Annotated in this window: 26 protein-coding genes and 2 riboswitches; of the genes, 7 read left to right on the top strand and 19 right to left on the bottom strand. The window is 44.8% G+C overall.

Going from position 1 to position 22247, the window contains the following annotated elements; all coding sequences use genetic code 11:
• Nucleotides 1-15 precede the first annotated feature (15 nt).
• The 4 genes from efp to QY97_RS06805 all read right to left on the bottom strand — a co-directional run bounded on the left by efp (nt 16) and on the right by QY97_RS06805 (nt 2675).
• Complete coding sequence (efp, locus tag QY97_RS06790; protein WP_039233760.1) at nt 16-573, bottom strand: elongation factor P; 558 nt, start codon at nt 571-573, stop codon at nt 16-18.
• Nucleotides 574-592: 19 nt separating this feature from the next.
• A complete protein-coding gene (locus QY97_RS06795) occupies nt 593-1654 on the bottom strand; it encodes a M24 family metallopeptidase (protein ID WP_039233762.1) in 1062 nt (353 codons plus the stop codon).
• Nucleotides 1638-2102: a type II 3-dehydroquinate dehydratase gene (gene aroQ / locus QY97_RS06800; RefSeq protein ID WP_039233764.1), complete on the bottom strand. Its 465-nt coding sequence runs from the start codon at nt 2100-2102 to the stop codon at nt 1638-1640. Before aroQ ends, QY97_RS06795 begins: the two co-directional genes overlap by 17 nt.
• A 66-nt stretch (nt 2103-2168) precedes the next feature.
• The gene (locus tag QY97_RS06805; RefSeq protein ID WP_046128690.1) at nt 2169-2675 is read right to left on the bottom strand and encodes a YqhR family membrane protein; all 507 of its coding nucleotides are present in this window, start codon (nt 2673-2675) and stop codon (nt 2169-2171) included.
• A gap of 129 nt (nt 2676-2804) precedes the next feature.
• Here QY97_RS06805 and QY97_RS06810 point away from each other — a divergent pair, with 129 nt between their 5' ends.
• Nucleotides 2805-3752, top strand: coding sequence for a DUF1385 domain-containing protein (locus QY97_RS06810; RefSeq protein ID WP_039233766.1), 948 nt, complete (start codon nt 2805-2807; stop codon nt 3750-3752).
• Between the two features lie 45 nt (nt 3753-3797).
• The gene (locus QY97_RS06815) at nt 3798-4175 is read left to right on the top strand and encodes an SA1362 family protein (protein ID WP_046128474.1); all 378 of its coding nucleotides are present in this window, start codon (nt 3798-3800) and stop codon (nt 4173-4175) included.
• Between the two features lie 8 nt (nt 4176-4183).
• On the opposite strand, the gene QY97_RS06820 is transcribed toward QY97_RS06815, so the two are convergent.
• The 3 genes from QY97_RS06820 to QY97_RS06830 form a co-directional block, all read right to left on the bottom strand.
• Nucleotides 4184-5056, bottom strand: coding sequence for a patatin-like phospholipase family protein (locus QY97_RS06820; RefSeq protein ID WP_039233768.1), 873 nt, complete (start codon nt 5054-5056; stop codon nt 4184-4186).
• 197 nt (nt 5057-5253) lie between these two features.
• Nucleotides 5254-7815, bottom strand: a complete 2562-nt coding sequence (locus tag QY97_RS06825; protein WP_039233771.1) for a vitamin B12-dependent ribonucleotide reductase — start codon at nt 7813-7815, stop codon at nt 5254-5256.
• Nucleotides 7816-8136: 321 nt separating this feature from the next.
• A complete protein-coding gene (locus QY97_RS06830) occupies nt 8137-8973 on the bottom strand; it encodes a lipoate--protein ligase family protein (protein ID WP_039233773.1) in 837 nt (278 codons plus the stop codon).
• Between the two features lie 170 nt (nt 8974-9143).
• Between QY97_RS06830 and QY97_RS06835 the strand changes: the two genes are divergently transcribed.
• Nucleotides 9144-9521: a rhodanese-like domain-containing protein gene (locus tag QY97_RS06835; RefSeq protein ID WP_039233850.1), complete on the top strand. Its 378-nt coding sequence runs from the start codon at nt 9144-9146 to the stop codon at nt 9519-9521.
• A gap of 30 nt (nt 9522-9551) precedes the next feature.
• Here QY97_RS06835 and gcvPB read toward each other — a convergent pair whose 3' ends face one another.
• Genes gcvPB through gcvT form a run of 3 tightly spaced genes read right to left on the bottom strand, consistent with a single transcriptional unit; the run spans nt 9552 to nt 13476 of the window.
• The gene (gene gcvPB, locus QY97_RS06840) at nt 9552-11015 is read right to left on the bottom strand and encodes an aminomethyl-transferring glycine dehydrogenase subunit GcvPB (RefSeq protein ID WP_039233774.1); all 1464 of its coding nucleotides are present in this window, start codon (nt 11013-11015) and stop codon (nt 9552-9554) included.
• Nucleotides 11008-12354, bottom strand: coding sequence for an aminomethyl-transferring glycine dehydrogenase subunit GcvPA (gcvPA, locus tag QY97_RS06845; RefSeq protein ID WP_039233776.1), 1347 nt, complete (start codon nt 12352-12354; stop codon nt 11008-11010). The genes gcvPB and gcvPA overlap by 8 nt, the downstream gene beginning before the upstream one ends.
• 21 nt (nt 12355-12375) lie before the next feature.
• A complete protein-coding gene (gcvT, locus tag QY97_RS06850; protein WP_039233779.1) occupies nt 12376-13476 on the bottom strand; it encodes a glycine cleavage system aminomethyltransferase GcvT in 1101 nt (366 codons plus the stop codon).
• 161 nt (nt 13477-13637) lie between these two features.
• Nucleotides 13638-13718, bottom strand: a riboswitch (glycine riboswitch).
• A 3-nt stretch (nt 13719-13721) separates the two neighbouring features.
• Nucleotides 13722-13812, bottom strand: a riboswitch (glycine riboswitch).
• Nucleotides 13813-13965: 153 nt separating this feature from the next.
• On the opposite strand from gcvT, the gene QY97_RS06860 reads away from it, so the two are divergent.
• Together QY97_RS06860 and QY97_RS06865 are read left to right on the top strand one after the other, a co-directional pair.
• Nucleotides 13966-15645 (top strand): DEAD/DEAH box helicase, encoded by a 1680-nt coding sequence (locus tag QY97_RS06860; protein WP_039233784.1) that lies wholly within the window; start codon nt 13966-13968, stop codon nt 15643-15645.
• Entirely contained in the window at nt 15635-16420 is a 786-nt protein-coding gene (locus QY97_RS06865; RefSeq protein ID WP_039233787.1) for a YqhG family protein, read from the top strand. Before QY97_RS06860 ends, QY97_RS06865 begins: the two co-directional genes overlap by 11 nt.
• 4 nt (nt 16421-16424) lie before the next feature.
• On the opposite strand, the gene QY97_RS19870 is transcribed toward QY97_RS06865, so the two are convergent.
• From QY97_RS19870 to comGA, 8 genes are all read right to left on the bottom strand, one after another.
• Entirely contained in the window at nt 16425-16595 is a 171-nt protein-coding gene (locus QY97_RS19870) for a YqzE family protein (protein WP_082090037.1), read from the bottom strand.
• A gap of 61 nt (nt 16596-16656) precedes the next feature.
• A complete protein-coding gene (locus QY97_RS06870) occupies nt 16657-17037 on the bottom strand; it encodes a competence type IV pilus minor pilin ComGG (protein ID WP_039233790.1) in 381 nt (126 codons plus the stop codon).
• A complete protein-coding gene (gene comGF, locus QY97_RS06875) occupies nt 17034-17522 on the bottom strand; it encodes a competence type IV pilus minor pilin ComGF (protein ID WP_157761886.1) in 489 nt (162 codons plus the stop codon). The genes QY97_RS06870 and comGF overlap by 4 nt, the downstream gene beginning before the upstream one ends.
• Nucleotides 17449-17748, bottom strand: a complete 300-nt coding sequence (locus QY97_RS06880; RefSeq protein WP_039233796.1) for a type II secretion system protein — start codon at nt 17746-17748, stop codon at nt 17449-17451. The genes comGF and QY97_RS06880 overlap by 74 nt, the downstream gene beginning before the upstream one ends.
• The gene (comGD, locus tag QY97_RS19520; RefSeq protein WP_052728939.1) at nt 17732-18190 is read right to left on the bottom strand and encodes a competence type IV pilus minor pilin ComGD; all 459 of its coding nucleotides are present in this window, start codon (nt 18188-18190) and stop codon (nt 17732-17734) included. The genes QY97_RS06880 and comGD overlap by 17 nt, the downstream gene beginning before the upstream one ends.
• Nucleotides 18180-18503 (bottom strand): competence type IV pilus major pilin ComGC, encoded by a 324-nt coding sequence (comGC, locus tag QY97_RS06890; RefSeq protein WP_039233797.1) that lies wholly within the window; start codon nt 18501-18503, stop codon nt 18180-18182. The genes comGD and comGC overlap by 11 nt, the downstream gene beginning before the upstream one ends.
• 16 nt (nt 18504-18519) lie before the next feature.
• Nucleotides 18520-19587 (bottom strand): competence type IV pilus assembly protein ComGB, encoded by a 1068-nt coding sequence (comGB, locus tag QY97_RS06895; protein WP_166701678.1) that lies wholly within the window; start codon nt 19585-19587, stop codon nt 18520-18522.
• A complete protein-coding gene (gene comGA / locus QY97_RS06900) occupies nt 19526-20599 on the bottom strand; it encodes a competence type IV pilus ATPase ComGA (protein ID WP_039233855.1) in 1074 nt (357 codons plus the stop codon). The genes comGB and comGA overlap by 62 nt, the downstream gene beginning before the upstream one ends.
• 214 nt (nt 20600-20813) lie before the next feature.
• Here comGA and QY97_RS06905 point away from each other — a divergent pair, with 214 nt between their 5' ends.
• Complete coding sequence (locus QY97_RS06905) at nt 20814-21056, top strand: DUF2626 domain-containing protein (RefSeq protein ID WP_039233802.1); 243 nt, start codon at nt 20814-20816, stop codon at nt 21054-21056.
• A gap of 117 nt (nt 21057-21173) precedes the next feature.
• Here QY97_RS06905 and QY97_RS06910 read toward each other — a convergent pair whose 3' ends face one another.
• Nucleotides 21174-21806: an MBL fold metallo-hydrolase gene (locus tag QY97_RS06910; RefSeq protein ID WP_039233803.1), complete on the bottom strand. Its 633-nt coding sequence runs from the start codon at nt 21804-21806 to the stop codon at nt 21174-21176.
• 196 nt (nt 21807-22002) lie between these two features.
• Here QY97_RS06910 and QY97_RS19875 point away from each other — a divergent pair, with 196 nt between their 5' ends.
• The gene (locus tag QY97_RS19875; RefSeq protein WP_039233806.1) at nt 22003-22179 is read left to right on the top strand and encodes a DUF2759 domain-containing protein; all 177 of its coding nucleotides are present in this window, start codon (nt 22003-22005) and stop codon (nt 22177-22179) included.
• Nucleotides 22180-22247: the final 68 nt, after the last annotated feature.

Below are 22247 nucleotides of genomic sequence, written 5' to 3' on the forward strand. Positions count from 1 at the left end.
TTTTAGGTTGTTTAATTACGCCCGAGAAACATAGCTGCCGTCATCTGTGTTGACAACAAGTACGTCGCCTTCGTTAACAAAGAATGGTACTTGGACAGTTAAGCCTGTTTCAACAGTTGCCGGCTTTGTACCGCCGGAAGCTGTGTCACCTTTGATGCCCGGCTCTGTTTCAACTACTTTTAATTCTACTGTGTTTGGAAGCTCTACTCCAAGTGTTTCTGATCCGTACATCATAATAGATACTTCCATATTTTCTTTAAGAAATTTCAGCTCATGTTCAATTTGTGAACCTGGCAATTCAATTTGCTCGTAGGAATCATTATCCATGAATACGTGCTGGTCGCCATTGGCATATAGGTATTGCATTCTGCGGTGATCAATTTGTGCTTTTCCTACTTTCTCACCCGCGCGGAACGTTTTCTCCTGGATGTTGCCATTACGCAAGTTGCGAAGCTTAGAGCGAACAAACGCCGCTCCTTTTCCCGGTTTTACGTGTTGGAAATCAACCACACGCCACAGACCGCCATCTACTTCAATTGTTAAACCTGTGCGAAAATCATTAACTGAAATCATTTACGTTCCTCCTGTTTCTTTAAAGAATGAGTAATTCTTTCGTGGAATGCGTGAGCGTTTCGTTGCCATTTTTCGTAATTAACGTATCATCTTCAATGCGTACACCGCCAACACCCGGCAAATAAATGCCCGGTTCTACCGTCACAATCATTCCAGGCTCCAGCACGGTGTCAGAACGGAAGGAAAGAGTCGGCCCTTCATGCACTTCAAGACCGATGCCATGGCCTGTTGAATGGCCAAAGTAGTCGCCGTAGCCTTTTTCCGCAATATAATCGCGGGTAATAGCGTCTGCCTCTTTACCGGTTAAACCAGCTTTAATCTCTTCCATGCCCTTCATCTGTGCATCCAGTACGACCTGATAAATTTCTTTCATCTGTTCAGGTGGCTCGCCAACCGCAACGGTACGGGTAATATCAGAAACATACCCTTTGTAATAAGCTCCGTAATCCAATGTAACCATATCGCCTGCTTCAATCACTTTATCGCTTGCTACCCCATGTGGGAGAGCAGATCGTTTGCCAGAAGCAACGATGGTATCGAATGAAGAAGAAGCAGCGCCCCATTTGCGCATGAAAAATTCCAGTTCATTTGATACCTCAAGCTCTGTCACCCCGGGACGAATAAACTCAATAATATGCTTGAAGGCCGCATCGGCGATATCGGCCGCTTCCTTTAATATCTTAATCTCTGAATCATCCTTAATCAAGCGCAACTTTTCAATCAGGCCGCTGACTGGAACTAATTCTGCTGAAAAAGCCTTGTTCATCGTTTCATAAGATTGGAAAGTCGTATGTGCCTTTTCAAATCCGATACGCTTAATGCCCAGCTTTTCCGCCTGTTTCGCTGCTTCTTCGTACAACGGACCTTTATGCTCCACAACCTGAAACTCCTTTGCTTGTGCTCCAGCTTGCTCAACGTAACGGAAATCAGTAATGAAAAGTGCTTGATCACTGGAGATAAGTGCTGCTCCGGCTGTTCCTGTAAAGTTCGTTATATAACGGCGATTGTATGGACTCATAACCAGCAGCCCATCGATCCCTTCCTTCTCCATCAGCGAACGCAGTTTATCGATCTTTGACATTTGCCTCTTCCTCTCCGTTGTTATGTATAAGCGCCTGCAAAGCAAGCTCATAGCCTAAAAAGCCTAAGCCAACAATTTGGCCGGCCGCTACAGGCGCGATTACTGAGTGCTCGCGAAATGGCTCGCGTTTGTGAACATTGCTGATATGCACTTCAATTACAGGCATAGAAACAGAGGCTACTGCATCTCTAATGGCATAGCTGTAATGAGTGAAAGCCCCCGGGTTAAATATAACTCCCTCTACGCCTTCATCTTCCGCTGCATGCAGCCTATCAATAATTTCCCCTTCGTGGTTCGATTGAAACGCTTCTACATGGGCCCCCTTTTCCCTTGCTTGGGCTATGATCCGATTTTCTAAATCTTTTAATGTTTCATATCCGTAAATATCAGGCTCGCGTTTGCCTAGCCTGTTTAAATTGGGCCCATTTAATAAAAGTATCTTCCTCATGTCATCTCCCCAATGCCGTTTTTAGTTACAGGAATATTTTATCATATCTGAATTCTTATGGGCTACTTAACCGTTTGCGTTTCCCCAATTCATCCGCTTCTCTTTCAGCAGATGTCTTTCATATCCATAAGAGATCGAATACCCAATAAACAAGCCGTATAAAGCAAATAAGCTAAGGCTCGTGGACAATGTGTCTCTACTCATTTCCAGCCAGAAAGGAAGCGAAGGAAACAACGGAGATAACAAAATGAAAAATACAGCCCACACCCCGATTCCAAACAGTATGCTTGTCCAGATCGTCTTGCTTTGCTTCAAGAAGAAATAGTAAGCAGCCGCTACGATGAGCGATAGAATGGTATGAAAAATGATCCCGGCTAACACTTTATAAAAACCGCTGTGAAGTTTTGGGATATTGACATATTCTACGATCGCATTGATATCAAATGTCATAAAATGAAAATAAGCAGCCAATTGAGCGACTACACTCCATATAATCCCTCCAAATAACCCAATAGTTAACGCGTAGCTTAAAGGAAAGCTCGCCTCCGTCTCTTTTGCTTTGCCTCTTTCCATTTGGCTCCTCCTTCATATGAAATAAAAATCAATCTTACAGGTGATTCAGCTTTTATTTTTCCTTGATACGAGATAGAATATGTATTATAGAAGGTGTTTACATTTGTTAATCATGAAAGAGGGTATGAAATGAGCAATCAAAAGCCAGTGTATGGCGGGCAGGCTCTTATAGAAGGTGTTATGTTTGGCGGAAGGCATCATACTGTGACAGCTGTTCGCCGTAAAGATGACTCTATTGAGTTCTTTCACCTTCCCAGAAAACATAACCCCATTCTTCAAAAGCTGAAAAAGATCCCTTTCCTGCGCGGTATTGTCGCTCTTCTAGATTCAGCGGCTACCGGTTCAAAGCATTTGGACTTCTCCCAGGACCGTTACGACCGGGACCCGAGTGAAGATGAGCAAATCAGGGAAGAAGCAGCAGAGCCTTCGAAATGGTCCATGATTCTAGGGGTCGCAGCTATCGGCATTCTTTCCTTCCTATTTGGCAAATTTGTATTTACGCTGATTCCTGTATTTCTTGCAGAACTGACGAGACCCGTTTTCTCCGGAGATATGGCTCAGATTTTAGTCGAAGGTGTGTTCAAGCTCATTCTCTTGCTTGCTTATATTTATTTCATTTCTATGACGCCGCTTATTAAGCGAGTATTTCAGTATCACGGGGCAGAACATAAAGTCATTAACGCTTTTGAAAGCGGACGCCCGCTAACAGTGGAAAATGTGCAGGCAGCTTCAAGGCTCCATTACCGCTGTGGATCCAGCTTTATTTTATTCACTGTCGTCGTAGGCATTTTCGTCTACATGCTCGTTCCTACTGACCCGCTTTATGTACGTGTTTTAAACAGAATCGCTCTTATCCCGGTGGTGCTCGGTATTTCCTTCGAGGTACTGCAGCTAACCAATAAGCTTCGCGACATACCTGTATTGCGCTTCCTTGGCTATCCGGGACTATGGCTGCAGCTTTTAACAACAAAGGAGCCTGACAACAAGCAGGTAGAAGTAGCGATTGCTTCCTTTGAAAAACTGAAGGCTATGGAAGAAAATACGAAAAAAGGATTAAACACAGAGAAAATTGTCTAATATGTAAGTAATAGCTTTTTAACAGCTCGTTAGGAGGTGGCTTTTTTGACAATCCGCACAGTCATTACCTATACATTGATCGGACTCGCTGCTATCGGCTTGTTCTCCATGCTGTTCTATTCACCAGGAGCTTTACTTAGACAAATATTGATCTTCGCTATCACTGCGGTTGTTATTTATGGAATTTACCGTTTGATCGTACGCAACCGCAATGGCGGAGGACGGGCAGAAGACAAAGCATTTGCCAGAGCAGCCAAAGAATCGAAGAGACGCATGAAAATGAAGCAGCCTTCCTCCCCTTCATCCGCATCTCCGAAAAAACAGGCTTCTTCTAAAAGAAGACCGTTTCGCAAAAAAAGTGCTAATCACTTGAAAGTGATTGAAGGGAAGAAAGGAAAAAGAAACAACCGGGTGTCTTCATAATCCGATTGTTAATAACACCACCGCTTCAAAAAAGCTTCAGTATATTCGCGCCCCACATGAATAAGGGCGTCTTTTTTTTCGTCTGTTAGCTCAAAGTCTGTCGTACTAGCCTCTGTCACCGGAATAAAAATGATATCCTTTTCATGCCTTCTCGAAATATAACGGGCATCGTGTGCGTCCTTCATCGTATAAAACATCGCACTCAGTAAATCAGCCCCTGTTTTCACCTTCCTCGGCACGTGTGTAGTTTTCGTACTAAGCTTTACTCCAAGAATAGGGCGCTTCCGTTTTTTTCTTTCATCAAAGAGAAAGAGCGGAAAGTTGCTCAGCATTCCTCCATCAACGATTAATGCTTTGCCATGGCGCAAAGGAATCTTAACGGGCTGAAAGAAGTATGGAAGGGCACAGCTCATCCTGACCGCCTTGGCAACAGAGAAGGTATAAGGATTGATATTGTACGAGGGCAAATCGTCTGGAAGGACGAGTATTCGTCCATTTGTAATATCGGACGTAACAATTCTCAAAGCCTCAGGCGGCAAGTCACCAAAGGTGCGCAGGCCCCTTAGAGCCAGTTTTTCCTCCAGCCACCTTTCCAGCTTCTTCCCTTTATATAAACCAAGGGTGAAATAAATTTTCAGCCAGCGGATTAACGGAAAGTCAAAAGGCGTATCGTCCAGCAAGTGCTCAGCGCTGACTTCTCTCATCATGAGCTGTAACTCCCTGCTTGTATAGCCAGCCGCAATAAAAGCGGCAATCATCGACCCAGCACTCGTGCCTGCCAGCCTGACAAATGAAATCCCTCTTTTTTCCAGCGCCTCATAGGCACCTACTAAAGCGAGCCCTTTCATGCCTCCCCCAGAAAACACCCCATCTATTTTCATGTAATGTCTCTCCTCTTTTCTCTTTTTACATGTGTATAAAAGATAGAAGTTGTCCTAGAAGAGAAAGGAAAAATTTTTTACATATAAAAAAGCGGCTTCCATATAAATGGAAACCGCTTTTTTGCTCAATCATTGATGGACTGTTCTTTGCTTTGCCGCTCTGTAAACAGCCTATTGATTCAGTCAAGGACGACCAATTACAAACCGCACTTCAGCTGAGCACCGCAGTTCGTGCACGTATTACATCCGCCTGCTTCTTCTACTGTTCCTTTGCGGCAGACTGGACATGTATCGCCCACTTCACTGCCGATGGTTACATTCGTTGAGCGGATTTCTTGAATTGTGTCTACTAGAACAACATGATTCTCATGTTCTTTCTCAACGGGCTCTTCATTTGCATCAAAATCATTTTCTTCTGCTTTTAGCGTCAGGACTTGGGAGTCACGGCTGCCGTCTACGTACACCGTGCCGCCTTTCGCTCCGCCTTTGTACAAACGCTCGTACACTTTTTCCACCTGCTCTACAGTATAGCCGCGCGGAGCATTGACCGTTTTGGAAATGGAGCTGTCAATCCAGCGCTGGATCACACATTGGACATCTGCGTGTGCTTCAGGCTTCAAGCTCATAGCTGTCACAAACCACTCAGGCAGATTGTCCGGATCCGCTTCCGGATGACGATCCAAATATTCCTTCACGATATCGGCCTTCACTTCGATAAACTTACCTAAGCGGCCGCTTCGATAGTAAGTGAAGGAGAAGTAAGGCTCCAATCCTGTAGATACACCCACCATCGTACCTGTTGAGCCTGTCGGCGCTACAGTAAGCAAATGTGAATTCCGAATGCCATATTTAAGAACACCTTCGCGAACATCCTCCGGCATCTTCTTCATATAGCCTGTTTCAATAAACGCTTGGCGAAGACGCTTCGTTTCCTCTTCTGTTTCTCCTTCAAGGAACGGGAAGCTGCCTTTCTCCTTCGCTAGCTCAATCGATGTTCTGTAAGCTGTTGCAGCGATTGTTTCGAATACTTTGTCTACCAGTTCGTTGCCCTCTGGAGATCCGTATTCCTTCTCACAATAAATCAGCAAGTCAGCCAGACCCATGACCCCAAGGCCTACACGGCGTTCGCCAAGCGCTTGCTTTCTGTTCTCTTCCAGGAAGTAAGGTGTTGCGTCAATAACATTATCCTGCATGCGCACACCCGTGCGGACGGTTTCTTTTAGCTTTTCAAAGTTCACCGTTTTTGTATCCTTGTCTGCCATTTCTGCCAGGTTCACAGCAGCTAAGTTACACACAGAAAACGGTGCGAGGGGCTGCTCGCCACATGGGTTTGTAGCCACTACTTTCTGTCCATACGCTTTGGCGTTCGTCATATCGTTAGCATTGTCGATAAAGAAAATACCCGGCTCTGCAGAGTACGTCGCACAAACATTGATCAGCTTCCATAGTTCTCGAGCTTTTATTTTGCGGTATGTGCGTACGGCATAACCGAGCTTTTCCCATTCGCGCACATCGCCCACTTCATGCCAATGCTCATTATAATAATCCATTTCTTCTTTTGTATATTTCTCAACATCCGGGAAGCGGAGCTCATACTCTGTGTCATTTTCGACCGCTTCCATGAATTCTTTCGTCAAGCAGATAGAAATGTTTGCGCCTGTTAAGAACTCAGGATTGTGAACGGTATACGTTCCGCCTGTTCTTAATTTTTCTTCTGCATCTTTAATGATTTCAGCGCTGAATCCGCCGTATCCAGGAATGTTTTTGTAATTCACAACTCCTTGATACATTGCTTCTTCACGCTCAGTCAGCGGCTTAAAGTTAAGCTTGTCTTTTGCCGCTTTTTTGATTTGTGCATCTTCTGTATTTTCAAGCAAATAGCGTAAAATACGCGGGTTTTGCATTTTAGAGATAATGAATTCGATTACATCAGGATGCCAGTCCGCGAGCATAATCATTTGTGCACCACGTCTTGATCCGCCTTGTTCAACAAGGTGAGTCAGTTTAGCAATGTCATCGAGCCAGGATACAGACCCTGATGATTTTCCGTTTACGCCTTTAGCCAGCGTGTTGCGCGGGCGAAGCGTCGAACCATTCGTACCGACCCCGCCGCCGCGGCTCATAATCTCCATCACTTGTTTGCGGTGTTCAGAAATGCCCTCACGAGAGTCTGGAACGAACGGCATTACATAGCAGTTAAAGTACGTAACATCCGTCTCGGCACCTGCTCCGTAAAGCACACGGCCGGCTGGGACAAAGTTCAGGCTCATTAATTCACGGTAAAACTTCTCAAACCATTCTTTTCTCTTTTCTTCCGTTTGTTCTACTGAAGCAAGGCCTGTTGCGTTACGTTTAGCAATTTGCTCGTAGTAAATTTCAAGCGGCTTCTCAATTACATCAAGCGGCCGGCGGATCATACCGCTTTCCTGTTCCTTCGGGTCATCCAGTGCAGCCCGGTATTCCTCATCTACAAGTACGTCTGCTTTGTTCTCTTCCCAGTCAATCTTCACGATAAATCCAAGGCCTCTCGCGGGAAACTTCGGATCCTCTTTGATGGTCAGCACAACAAAATCGCCTTCTGCCAATGTCACCTTCTCCGTATCCTTGAAGGAATAACGGTCGATCATTACAAGACGTGAGACACCTTTATGAGTGATCTTCATCTCTGGAGTGATGGGGTGGACTTGAGGGAAAACGCTGATGTCTTTATTCAGCCTATCAATGTTAACGGACATATTTTTTTGTGACGCAACAGACATAATCACAGCTCCTTTTTTCTCTACGAATTTCATAAGGGATTCAATTCAACTATACCCATATATTCTAATAAAAAACCGGAACAAACACAACATATTGTGTTTGTTCCATTAGATTCATTACTATATATTGATTTAAAACCATCTTTTTGTCAAGATGAAAAAGACTTGGAACCCTAGACAAAAAAGGGAATAACGCCGCCGATACGCTGTTATCGGCTTAAAAAGAAAATTTTGCGTCATAAGCCCTTGTTAATCAACCTTTGGATTTTTCCGCAAAAAAAGAGAACAAGTCAAAAGACTGGTTTCCCTTTTTCGCGCAATTTACCTTTTGAACGTCCATTCATCATTTTCATACTTTTCCTTTGCCAGCTTTTCTACATAAGCCATCTGCTCAGCAGAAAGCTCAAGCGGTTCGAGCTCAATGTTAAGCCCTTCTTCAAATCCTTTCTTGAAGGCTTCAGAGGCCATGGTGAAAGTAATCGGCCGGGCACTGATGTCATTCATTGCTACTGCTTTGTTCTTAAACGCCCGCTGCATACGTTCTTTTACACGTTCATTCGGATATGTAAATAAGCTGAACAGCTTGTCCTCATCAAGGTCGAGCAGAATCGAACCATGCTGCAGGATCACGCCCTTTTGCCTTGTCTGGGCACTGCCGGCTACCTTCCGTCCCTCTACGACGAGCTCATACCAGCTCGGCGCATCAAAACAAACAGAGGATCGAGGGTTTTTCAGGCTTTGCTTCTCTTCCTCCGTGCGCGGAATAGCAAAGTAAGCCTCCAGTCCAAGATGATGAAAACCTTTTAGGATTCCTTCAGAGATCACCCGGTAGGCTTCTGTTACCCCTTCCGGCATCTCAGGATGCTCCTCAGTAACAATGACGCTGTATGTCAGCTCATGCTCGTGAAGCACACCTCTTCCTCCAGTCGGACGACGAACAAAGCCGAGTCCGTGCTGCTTGAGCGCCTCAAAGTTTATTTCTTTTTTTGCTTTTTGAAAATAACCAATCGACAACGCCGCTGGCTCCCAGCCATAAAAGCGTATGACTGGCGGAATGCGTCCTTCACTGTGCCATTCCAGCAAGGCTTCATCCATTGCCATATTGAAGCTGGCGGATTGACGACCAGAATCAACAAATTTCCATGTTTCCTTTTTCATTATGTATGCCGCCTTTTATTAGGAATTCACTCAACTAGTGTACCAAAACCGGTTCAAAAAACAAAGAATTAGATTCATAGTAAAAACACATCTATTTCTTTTGATTCTTCTTTCTCTCACGTTTATAATAGAATGCAGTGTTACTTGTTTACTAGGAAGGAGTGTTCTTGTTGCTTTATACAATCGCAGCCATTTTAGGCGTCATTATTTTGTATTCTTTATATGTTTACTTTTCTCAGAAAAAAGCGGTCACTTCGCTCTCTCAGGAAGAGTTCGTTAAGGGCTACCGAAAAGCGCAGCTGATTGATGTGCGTGAACCGGGCGAATATGAGGCTGGTCATATTTTAGGAGCCCGCAATATTCCGCTTACCCAGCTAAAAACCCGTATGAAGAAGGAAATACGTCCAGACAAGCCTGTGTATCTTTATTGCCAAAGCGGCATGCGCAGCGGACGCGCTGCCAAAACATTGCGCAAAAACGGCTACCATGACCTTTATCATCTTGAAGGCGGCTTTAAAAAATGGACCGGAAAAGTAAAAAGCAAGTAAAAAACTGCCCCTTAAAGGCAGTTTTTTATTTTACTGTTCTTTTTCATAACGCAGGACTGGCTTGCGAGCAGCCAAAGTTTCATCAAGGCGGCCAATGACTGTCGTATGCGGAGCTTCCTGCACCACTTCCGGCGTTTCTTCCGCTTCCTTCGCAATTTGGATCATCGCTTCGATGAAGGCGTCCAATGTTTCTTTCGACTCTGTTTCTGTCGGTTCAATCATCATACATTCCTCCACATTGAGTGGGAAGTAAATGGTTGGTGGATGATAGCCGAAATCCAGCAGCCGCTTCGCAATATCAAGCGTGCGCACTCCCAGCTTCTTCTGCCGTCTGCCGCTCAGTACGAACTCATGCTTCGAATGGCGGTTATAAGGAAGGTCAAAATAAGGCGCTAGGCGGCGCATCATATAGTTGGCATTTAACACCGCATACTCCGTTACTGCTTTCAGGCCATCTGGCCCCATAGAACGGATGTATGTATAGGCACGGACGTTAATTCCAAAGTTCCCATAGAATGGCTTCACACGGCCAATAGATTGCGGACGCTCGTTATCAAATTGGTACATGCCGTCTTTCTTGACAAGAACCGGCTTTGGCAGGAATGGCATTAAGTCAGCCTTGACGCCGACCGGACCAGACCCTGGGCCTCCTCCACCGTGAGGTCCTGTAAAGGTTTTATGGAGATTTAAATGCACTACGTCAAAGCCCATATCTCCTGGCCGTGCTTTAGACATAACGGCGTTTAAGTTGGCTCCATCGTAATACAGCTTTCCGCCGACACCGTGAATGATTTCTGCCATCTCTAGAATGTTCTCTTCAAACAGCCCAAGCGTATTTGGATTAGTCAGCATTAAAGCAGCTGTTGTTTCATCTACCACCCGCTTCAAGTCCTCCAAATCAACTAATCCGTCCTCTCCGGATTTAACTGTCACCGTTTCAAAGCCAGCAACTGCTGCTGAAGCTGGGTTCGTTCCATGGGCCGAATCCGGTACAATGACTTTTGTACGGTTGAAATCACCATTTGCTTCATGGAAAGCACGAATCATCATCAATCCTGTCCACTCTCCGTGAGCGCCGGCTGCCGGCTGAAGAGTGACCTCATCCATTCCTGTGATTTCCTTCAGATGCTCCTGCAAATCATACATCAATTCCAAAGCTCCCTGGACAGTTTCCTCCTGCTGAAGCGGGTGAATATGAGCGAGGCCATCTAGGCGGGCAATATCCTCATTAATTTTCGGGTTATATTTCATTGTACAGGAGCCTAGAGGGTAGAACCCTGAATCCACTCCATGATTCCTCTTAGAAAGGGCTGTGTAATGGCGCATAATATCAAGCTCCGACACTTCTGGGAGCTCTGGTGCTTCCTCGCGCACGTACCCATCCGGCAAAAGTTCCGCAGCATCCTTTCGTGGTACATCCAGCTCAGGCAGGCTATAGCCGATACGTCCCGGCTGTGACATTTCAAAAATAAGCTTTTGGTCTTTCTTACTCATGATGCTCCCCCACTTCTTTTGCAAAGAGTTCGATTTCTTCTTTTGTTCTCATCTCCGTAACCGCAACCAGCATGCAATTCTTTAACTCCTTATAGACGAGACCAAGGTCATAACCGCCGATGATCCCCTGTTTAAGCAGCTGGCTATTCACGTCCTTCACTGGCTTATTAAGCCGGATGACGAACTCATTAAACGTCGGCGCTTCAAATACGATATCGACTCCTTGCTGCTTTAGCGCTTCCTTGGCAAAATGAGCCTTTTGCAGGTTTTGTTCCGCACTCTCTCTCACCCCGTTCTTTCCTAAAGCGGTCATTGCCACACTGGCCGCTAAAGCATTGAGCGCCTGGTTAGAACAAATGTTGGACGTTGCCTTGTCACGGCGAATATGCTGCTCACGCGCTTGCAGAGTCAGTACAAAGCCTCGTTGGCCTTCTTCATCCTTTGTCTGTCCGACAAGACGGCCAGGAACCTTTCTCATCAGTTTTTTTGTAACAGCGAAATATCCGCAGTGCGGTCCCCCAAACTGTGCAGGAATGCCAAACGGCTGGGCATCTCCGACAACGATGTCCGCACCAAATTTCCCAGGAGGTGTCAATATGCCTAATGACAGCGGGTTAGCAGATACGACAAACATGGCGCCCTCGCCATGAGCGGCCTTTTCGACATCCGCGAGCGGCTCCACTACACCGAAGAAGTTCGGGTACTGAACAATAACTGCCGCGGTATCACGATCCACAAGGCTATTCAGGCTTTCTAAGTCAGTCGCCCCATTTTTATACGGCACCTCTATCACTTCAATGCCTTGACCTTTTGCATAGGTTCTTAAAACGTCGCGCGCTTCCGGATGAACCGTCTCTGATACAAGCACTTTCTTTCTCTTTGTTTGACCTGCACTGAGCATAGCTGCCTCAGCAAGCGCGGTTCCGCCGTCATACATAGAAGAATTCGCTACATCCATTCCTGTTAATTCACAGATCATCGTTTGAAATTCGAAAATTGCCTGCAGTTCCCCTTGTGAGATCTCCGGCTGATAAGGTGTGTATGCTGTGTAAAACTCCGAACGTGAAATAACATGGTCCACAATGGATGGAGCATAGTGATCGTACACACCTGCTCCTAAAAAGGAAGCATACTGCTTATTGTTTGCATTTTTAGCAGCAAGCTGGCTAAGTTCTCTCTTTAATAACGGCTCTGCTTTTGCCTCTTTTAAATTGTAGGTGCCTTTAAAGCGTACTTTTTCTGGAATGTCCTCAAATAGTTCTTCTATACTTGACACACCGATAGCATCAAGCATTTCCTTCTTATCAGATTCTGTTAACGGCAAATAACGATGCTTCATGATGATCCCTTCCCTCTCCTCTTATTTAGAGCGTTTATAAAACGGTGACTTTACCGCCTTCGCAGCTAGTTGTTTGCCACGTATTTCAACGACCAGCTCCTGGCCTGGCACTGCAAAGGCAGCCTCCACTAGAGCAAGTCCAATACTCTTCTTTAAGGTTGGTGACTGAGTACCTGTTGTAACTTGGCCAATTTCTTTTCCATCTGCAAATACCGGGTAACCGTGACGAGGAATCCCGCGGTCAATCATCTCAAGACCGATCAGCTTCCTCGGTACACCCTTTTCCTTTTGGGCTCTTAATGCTTCCGCACCGATAAAGCTATCTTTTTTCAGCTTAACAGCAAAGCCAAGCCCCGCTTCTAGCGGCGAAATATCCTCTGTGAGCTCCTGTCCATACAAAGGCAGTCCGGCTTCAAACCGAAGTGTATCACGCGCACCCAATCCGCATGGCAACAGCCCTTCCTCTTTGCCAGCATCAAGAATAGCTTTCCAAAGCGCAGGTGCCTCTTTGCTTTCTACATAAATTTCAAATCCGTCCTCGCCTGTATAGCCTGTTCGGGAAACAAGCGCATAAACATTGCCCAGCTTGACGCGAGGATGAAATTTAAAAAATTTAATTTCGCTTAAGTCTGTCTCTTTAGAGAGCTCCTGAAGAATGCTTTCTGCGAGCGGGCCCTGAATCGCCAATTGTGCCCATTCTTCAGATACATTGCTGACCTGCACTCTGCCCGATTGATGACGCTTCAGCCACTCGAAGTCTTTGTCCGTATTTCCTGCGTTTACAACAAGCAGATAATCTTGGTCGGCCAGCATATACACAATTAAATCATCAATCGTGCCTCCCTTTTCATTGCACATCACTGTGTAGATAGCTTGATTAGGCTGAAGGTTGGAGAGATCATTTGTCAGCATTTGCTGCAGAAAAGAAAGGGCATCTTCTCCTTCTACTCTAATCTCTCCCATATGAGAGACATCAAATAAACCCGCTTTCGTGCGAACGGCTTCATGCTCTTCCTTAATGCTGGTGAACTGTACAGGAAGCTCCCATCCTCCAAAATCAATCGTTTTTGCTCCATACTCTTTATAGACATCAAATAATGGTGTCCGCTTTAGCTCACTCATTCGTCTTCTCCTTTCATTCTTTGTTTATGTATTACATAGTAACTTGTGCTGCATGCTCCTCCATCTGTCCCGTCAGATATTCAAGCCAACCAATCTGATAGAATAATTAAAATACTTATCAGGCAATAAAAAAGGACAGAGGACCCCTTATAAAAGTTGTCCTCTGTCCTTGAACCTGAAAGTTTAGCCTGACCAGCAGGTTGTCTTCTTTGGTAGTTTCCATGAAGAAACATTCTCCAGAGACGCGTCCAGCAAGAGTTCTTTTGCCTGAGAGATTCACAAAAAAGGTTGCTTGCTCCTTCGGCGCCGTTAAACAGTCTCTCCCCTTGCCTTCATTCGCTATATTTATTTGAGAAATGGGCATGCTACGAATATCTGAATAAAGAAAGTGAACTGCATTTATTTTATCGAAATAACAAAATATTTGTTCATTTATATCCTACACGAAAGATACCATTTCGGCAATACATTTATAAAGGAGTTTGTTCAATGAATGTAGAGGTGCTTTTTGATCAAGAGTGGGGAGAAGAATTAGAAAAAAGAATATCGCAGGACGGCCCATGGGGAAACTGGGATCTTTTCCGTTCGACATTGGAAATGGAAAAGCGGATGATGGTCCCTTCCTTTGAAGGCTTACTCGCTCCTTCGTTTCTTCCTGAGCTGACAATCCTCCCTCATCAGCTGGAGGCTGCACGAAAAGTCATTGAAGAAATGAATGGAAAAGCGATTCTAGCAGATGAAGTGGGTCTCGGCAAAACGATTGAAGCTGGGCTTGTTTTAAAGGAGTACTTAATCCGGGGCCTTGCTAAAAAGGTGCTTATCCTCGCGCCTTCTTCACTCGTCTCGCAATGGACGAGTGAATTAAACACAAAGTTTCATATTCCTGCTGTTGCCCAGAAAAAACTATATAACTGGGATCAGTATGATATTGTCGTTGCTTCAGTGGACATGGCCAAGCGAAGCCCCCATAAAGAGAAAATTTATGAGCAGGATTATGACATGGTCATTATCGATGAAGCTCATAAATTAAAAAATCCTAAAACTAAAAATTATCAATTCGTCCGGCACTTAAAAAAGAAGTTTTGCCTTCTGCTCACAGCTACTCCTATTCAAAATAAATTGGATGAAATGTTTCACCTTGTCTCTCTGTTAAAACCGGGGCATTTAGGCAGCGAAACACAATTCAGCCAGGAATTTAAGAAAGGAAAACGGCAGGTGCAAAATCACGCCCACTTAACAGCGCTAATGAACAAGGTTATGATCCGCAATCGGCGGGAGGATACCGGAATGGAATGGACCACGCGTAAAGTAGAATCCATTAAGGTTCGTTTCAATGAGGAAGAACGCGTCTTTTATGAATGTCTTGAACACTTTGTGAGAAGCCAGCCGACAGAAGCAGGTTCTGCCTTCTCAATGCTCACCTTGCAGAGGGAAGCCTGCAGCAGCAAGGAAGCCGTTTATTTCACCTTGCAGAATATGGCTCAAAAACTATTTACAGATCAGGCAAGCTTTCCGCCGGAATTCCAGTCCGTACTGAACGCTATGGAGAAAGTAACCGAAAATTCAAAGGCACAAAAAGCACTAGAGCTCGTTCAGTCCATCAATGATAAAGTGATCATCTTTACTGAATACCGTGCTACCCAGCTATACTTACAATGGTTTTTCAAAAAGAATGGCATTACCTCGGTACCCTTCCGCGGCGGCTTTAAGCGCGGCAAAAAAGATTGGATGAAACAGCTGTTTGAACAGCATGCGCAAGTGCTCATTGCCACCGAGGCTGGTGGAGAAGGGCTTAACCTGCAGTTTTGCCATCACCTGATCAATTTCGACCTTCCGTGGAATCCTATGCGGCTGGAACAGCGAATTGGACGGATCCACCGTTTCGGGCAGGACAAAGATGTACATATCTACAACTTTAGCATTGAAGATACTATTGAAGATCGAATCCTGCAGCTGTTATATGAAAAGATTGACCTGTTTAAACAAGCTGTCGGGCAGCTGGATGATATTCTGGCAAAAATGGATATGCCCGATTTAGAGGAGCATTTAACGGATATTTTCCAGCATTCTAAGTCTGAAGGAGAACTTCAAGTGAAAATGAAAAACTTAGAGGCTGTATTTGAATTGGCAGATGATTGGAAGAAAGGAGAGGATTCCATTGCTGAATAGCGAAGTTCATTTTTTTTTAAAAGAATACTTTACTCAGACAGGCTGTACGTTTATAGAGGAAACTGCCGGATCACTGGCTGTCAAATTAACACCTGAGCTTGATAAAGAGTTAATGAATCGCCCTTTCTATTGGCATTATGCTGAGAAGACCGGCATGAAAGGCGAGCCTCTTTCTCTCACCCTTATTACCGATCAACAAAAAGCACCAGAGGAATTAAAAGGGGAGAGTGTCCACGTTGGAACGTCACGCTTTCATCAAATTTTCCAATCTGCTAAGAAGCATACGCGCTTTGTCCGGCTCTATGAACAAAACCATAATCAGCAGCAGCAGCCGCTTCATCCATGGCTCTTGATCAACGTAAAAGTCTCCTATGAAGCGGACCGAAAGAAGGATCTCTATTACTCACTTGGCCTAAACTTAATTAACGGCCTGATTCAGGATGACTTTATGGATACTTTGTATGCGAAATCATTAGTATCAAACATTCCCGACTACTCCTTTACAATTACACCTTTAATTAAGCCTGCAAGCGGTGTTAAACGACTGCAGCGCTTTATGGCTGAGCGTATCCAGCAAGAGAATCACAGCTGGGCCGCCCAGGCACATAAGCGCTGGATGGAGGATATACATTTGCTTCAAGCTTTTTATGAAGAAACAGAAGAGAAGCCTGACGCTTACTTCATTGAGAAGGAAGCACTTGAAAAGCAATACGCTCCTAAAATTCACGTCAATATTATAAACGGCGGGCTTCTATATCTACAGCCTGTTCATTGACTGCTTACTTTCGGACAAACAGCTGGCGGAGCGCCCAAGGCAAGACACCGAACCATGTGTATGCTAAGGGCGCACGCTCTGCCTTTTTACGCTGCCTCCTCTCTCTTCTGATATCTTTCGGCTCTTGCAGATACCGAAACAGGGCTTGGATACAATCTCTCACCACTTCATTCATTCAAACCGCCTCCTTTAGATTGTGTCAGTGTTGCCCACTTTTCATTTTTTATACTTATTTATTACTCCGTCCACTGAACAATTTGCCTCTGCGTCATATGATAGACCACTTTGGAGGAGAAGCTGGCACCCTTCTTTTCTGTCTTCAAGTGAATAACCACTTGCTCTTCCCCTTCATTAGGAACAGCTGCGTACCTTACCTCTCCCTCATTTGTAGAGAAGATCCCGGAAACGGGGACATCGGGCTGCACAGCAGGCAATATTCGTTCGAGCACCATTAACTCCATAACTTTCGTTTCATAGTAATCAGCCAATAGGGAGGCGGTTTGCTGCTTACTGACAAACACAGAGGTTCCGAACACTGCAATGGAGCTCACCATAATAAATAACAAAAGCACATAAGGCAGCAGGACTCCTCTCTCATCGCAAACGATTCTTCTCATAGTCCTTCTCCATCGAACACATGCAGCTTTGCTTCCTCTCTCTGTCCATTGACAAACAGCACCTGTACACAGACAGATAGCCCGCATTGCCGGAAAAGAATAGAGGATACTTCCTGCAGCATGATCTCGTGTCCTTTTCCACTTACTCTTCTCCTCACTCCTTGCTTGTACTTCTCAATCGAAATGCTGTCTTCTCCATACAGATAAGTAAGCTTATCGGCTTTCGGCTCTGCGGAGCGGGACAAGTGGAGCTCTTTCCTCAGCTGTATGACAAACAGCTCCCACTCACTCCTTCTCCCTTCGCCCAGTTCCTGGTCAATAAGAGAAATAGACTGATAGATAAACGGGAAAAGAGCTGCAACCCCTATAAAGATCAACAGAATGAGCAGTGATTCCAGGGCAGTAAACCCTTTATTGCTCCTTAATACAGAATGTCTGGTCAGGTGAAGAAAAACAACCTTGGCCACTTTCCCAGTAAATGACATATCCATCCTCCTCTTTATGATGAATTTGCAACTCCCCGCTCTTTAGAAACTGACTCTCTCCTTCTTCAAAAAGAACTCTCATCCCCTCCTGCTTCTCCCACAGCAGCTGAGACTGCACCATCATCTGCGTTGCAATCGGCAGAACTACGGTGCCTAATAGCAGGATCGTCATCATGGAAAGCAGGCTCTCGGCGAGCGTAAACCCTCGTTCATTCTTTCTGAACATAGAACCGCCCCTTTCCAATCTGGACCACATAAGAGATAGACTCACCCCGATGCATAAAGCGCAGCAGGCCAAACTCAATTGTATTTCCATTAGGCAAAAACGTCATTTTACTTAAGGAGCCGGCTATATAAGTGACTGATTGAGGCATCGTTCTATGAAGGGACAAGGAAGAACCTGAGAGAGAATGAACGGTGTAGCCTTGCGGGTTAGAGGAAAAACGGACCTCCACTCTCTCCTGTCTGCTAATGGCATATGATTGCGCGAAGAACAAGTCTGCCTGCAGCTGATAGAAAAATTGATTTTTTTCTGCGCTGGCAGTAAGCTTCGGAAGCGGAAGAACCAGCACGGATAAAAGTACAAGCATGACAGATAAAACAAGAAGAACCTCCAGCATAGAGAAGCCTCTGTCTTTCTGTAATGAGAAAAAGACCTTATGAAACAATCGCTACTTCCCCGCCTGCTTTAATTTCCAGCTGCTGGCCATTCGGACAGGCTGTCTCGTTACTCCGCAAATAACCTGTCTCGACCATTTCCGCTACGGAAGCAGGGTACTTATCCATATCAATCCGATAGGCCTGCACCTGCCCCTCGACCATGTGCCTAAATGCCTCACACCCTTTATCGTTAATATTGTTGCTTTGCTTCGCAATATTCGGGATCGCAACAAATAACAAAACCGAAATGACCAGCAGGACAATCATCATTTCGATTAAAGTAAATGCCCTTTCATCCTTACTGAACAAAGTTTTTATCATTTTTTCTCTCCTTTCTTTATACAGAGCCAACCATTTGAAACATTGGCAGCATGACAGATAGATAGATTGAAATGATGACCATTCCAATAAACGAAAAAATTAACGGCTGTAAAATAGAGGTCCACTTTTTTATATGTTTTTCAATTAAGACTTCACAGAACTGGCTGAAAATCAGCATCTCTTCCCCTATTCTTCCATTCGCTTCTCCATGCTGTAAAATTAATGAAAAACGTGAAACAAAGCAGGGCATTTCTTTAACGGCCTCTGCAAACGACCGGCCTATCAGCAGGCGGGTCTCTATCTCCTTTGCTACATGTGCCAGCATAGGATGAACCGTTTGCTGCTGCAGGATGTGCAGCACTTCATTAATAGCAAAGCCGCTTTGAAGCAAAGAGGCGGCCTCTTTAGCAAATAAACGTGTAAAAACTAACGGAAAGTAACTAGACAGGATAGGGAGCTTTGTAAGCAGGAGGATTTTGCGCGGTGGAGACTGGCGATCATAGTAGAAAAAAGCGGAGACTGCCGCTAGAAGAAAGGTAAGAGCTGCCAACAGAAGTGCTGGGGGAGCCCCCCGAAGAAAGACGATCAACAATAGCGTTATACCGCTGGGGACAAAGCCGAGGGCTGCGTAGAGCTCTTCAAAGCGCGGCATTAAGAAGCTGTTCAGAAGAAATAGCAGTACAAATAGTAAAAACAACAGGAACATCGGGTACTGAAGAAGCTTACGAACCTTTCCTTTCACCTCCTCTGTCTTTTTCCATTGTTCGCCGGCATAAAGCAAGGTCTCTGATAGATGTCCATGCTTCTCAGCAAAAAAGACCTGCAGGCAGATCATAGAGGGAAAATCCAGTAACCGAAGAATTTCATTTAAAGGGGTACCAGCACTTAGCTCCGCGCGAATTAAACGGACAGCTTTTTGGTGATCACGATCAAAGTTCATCACTAAAAACTCCAATGCCCGTCCCATGGGGAAGCCCTGCTCGAGCATCTCACCGAGCCTGAAAATAAATTCCCCCTGGTAATTATTCGCTTTTTTCTTCTTCAAGTACCCAGCGATCATATTCAGTTTGAGAGAGATATCCAAGAGCAATCCCCTTTCGTAATGCATGTTTTAAGAGCGGATAAGAGGCAGTGCTGTCTTCTCCTTTCGCTTCCTTTAATACAGCTTGCAAGCTAGATCCTTGTAGCACCTCGTAAACAGCAGCTTGTCTGCGCTCCCGGTTACAGGGGCAATAGACGGAGCCGTGCTCCCCGCATGAGGGACATAGTATAGTGACAAGACGCTGTGCTGTGACCCCTATGAGCGTCTGCTGAATCTCGTGCCATTGAAGGCCAAATTCAAGGAGGCGAAAAACCGCGCCTTTTGCATCTCTCGTATGCATGGTCGTTAACACTAAGTGACCAGTAAGTGAAGCGCGTATAGCCATTCTCGCCGTTTCCTCATCGCGAATCTCTCCAACCATAATGACATCAGGGTCATGTCGCAAAATCGCCTTCAAGCCCGTTGAATAGGTAATACCCGCTTTTTCATTCACTTGAATTTGCAGCCATTCATCATGGTTTCTCTCTACGGGATCTTCTAATGTAATTACATTGCGGCCAAGCTCTTTCACACTATGCTGTATAAGAGAATAAAGTGTCGTCGTTTTACCGCTCCCTGTAGGACCGGTGAAAATAATTAACCCATGTGCATGTGATACAAGAGATAAAAGTTTTTCAAGAGAATCTGGAAATAGGGAAAGCTGAGACAAATCGAGGATGTTTTGCTGCGGGAGTAAACGCATCACTAAACTTTCTCTTGACAGTACTGTGGGCAGGGTGGAAATGCGCAGGGAAAGAGACAGGTTCGAATGGTCAAAATGAAAGGAACCGCTTTGCGGCTTTCTTTTCTCCCCTATATCTAGAGAAGACATAAATTTAAAGTGGGAAATGAGACGTTCTCCTTCCCGGACGGAAAGTTCGCCATGAGGGGCTAAACGGCCTTTCGAACGCATGTGGATCGTGTAGCTATGCTTGCGGGGAATAAAGTGGATATCAGTCGCCTGCAAGGACAAGGCTGTTCCAAGCAACTCTTCGACTGTTTCTTCGATGCTCACTTGATTGATTTCACCACCTTTCCAGTAAGCTACAGACAATATTCGCCATCCTCGTCAAAACTCCTCCTTTTTTATGCTATTTTTTAAAAAGTTTTTAGTTTACTGGAAAATATTGAATAATCTTTCTAAGGCAGGAAAAGTAATATTTACAATACTGTGACCGTTCCATTATAATAAGATATTGATGGAGTTATGAACAAAGGAGGGATACATAATGGACCGCATGTTCCGCGTACTGGCTTTCTGGACAGGCATTTTCGCTGTCATGTTCTATCTTGGTGATATGGATAAAACAGCTATGCTTTTCCTTGCGCAAACAGGATTCTTTTTGATTGTAGGCTTTTTAAATTTAACTGAACGTATGTATATCTATCTTTTCGCAGCGTATTTAACTGTATTCTTTTGTGGGTTTACCTACTGGACTACCTTCATGGTAACTCCAAGCATTGGCCATTAATAGATGGCTTGATCAGCCGGCTCAACAGCAGCCGGTTTTTTTGTGGGTTTCCGGCAATAAACAAACAGGATGCTTGGTAAACCGAATCCCTCCAGCTTATCAAGCACCCTGTCTTGATCAAAATCCGTTTAAAAATGGGTTACTGTCCATTTCATCACCAATCGTTGTGGCCGGACCATGTCCTGGCAAAACAATCACTTCCTCAGGCAAGCTTAATAAGTGATTATGAATGCTCTTTAACAGCTGTTCATGGTTGCCGCCCCTTAAATCCGTGCGACCAATGCTTCCCATAAATAACGTGTCCCCAGCGAACACCACATTCCCTTCTTCAAAAAAGTACGAGATGCTTCCAGGCGAATGGCCCGGGGTGTGGAATAACCGGAAGGAAAAGCTGCCAATCGTTAATTCAGCTTCATTAGTCAGAAGGTGGTCAGCAGCGCGCGCCTTCACTTCTCCTAGTTCAAATCGGGCAGACCCGTTCAAAGCAGGATTTTCCATCCACTCTTCTTCCTCTTTATGCAAATAGACCGGAATATGAAATTCTTGTCTTACTTGCTCGACGGCGCCAATATGGTCAAAATGAGCATGCGTCAATAACACTGCCAGAGGCTTTAAGCCATTTTGCTTCAGCCAAGCTACGAGGCTTTCTCCCTCTGCCCCCGGGTCAAAAATAATGCACTCCTTCTCATCATTGGATAATATGTAGCAATTCGTTTGCAGCAGTCCCAACGGCAACTGTGTCCAATCCATCTATTCTCTGCACACCTTTCTTTTAAATAAATTACCTTTATCGTACCAATGTTGGATATCTTTTTAAAGAACAATGACTTTTCAGCTCGACAAAGGTAAAGAAAAACTATAAAATAGTGTTGAATATGTACTGATTTTACATAGTAGTCGTCTTTATTCAGGCTATATCGAGTGATGGAAGAAAGGGGTTGGATTTATGTACGGCTTAGTAGTTATCTTTGGACTTGTCACTATCCTTGCCATATTCAGCTCAATCAGCGCATTGAAAAACAAAAACATCTTAGGTATTGTGTTCGGGCTTGGAACATTAGCTGTATTTGGCTGGTTCACTGTTATGACCGTTATTAACCACGGTTATCCTGGCGGCCATTAAGTGATCTGACACCTTTGAACGCAACTGAGCTTAGGTGACTTGCGCTCGTGCTTTTAAATAAACCGCCT

Origin of the sequence: Bacillus thermotolerans, assembly GCF_000812025.2 — a bacterium.
Lineage (GTDB): Bacteria > Bacillota > Bacilli > Bacillales > Domibacillaceae > Quasibacillus > Quasibacillus thermotolerans.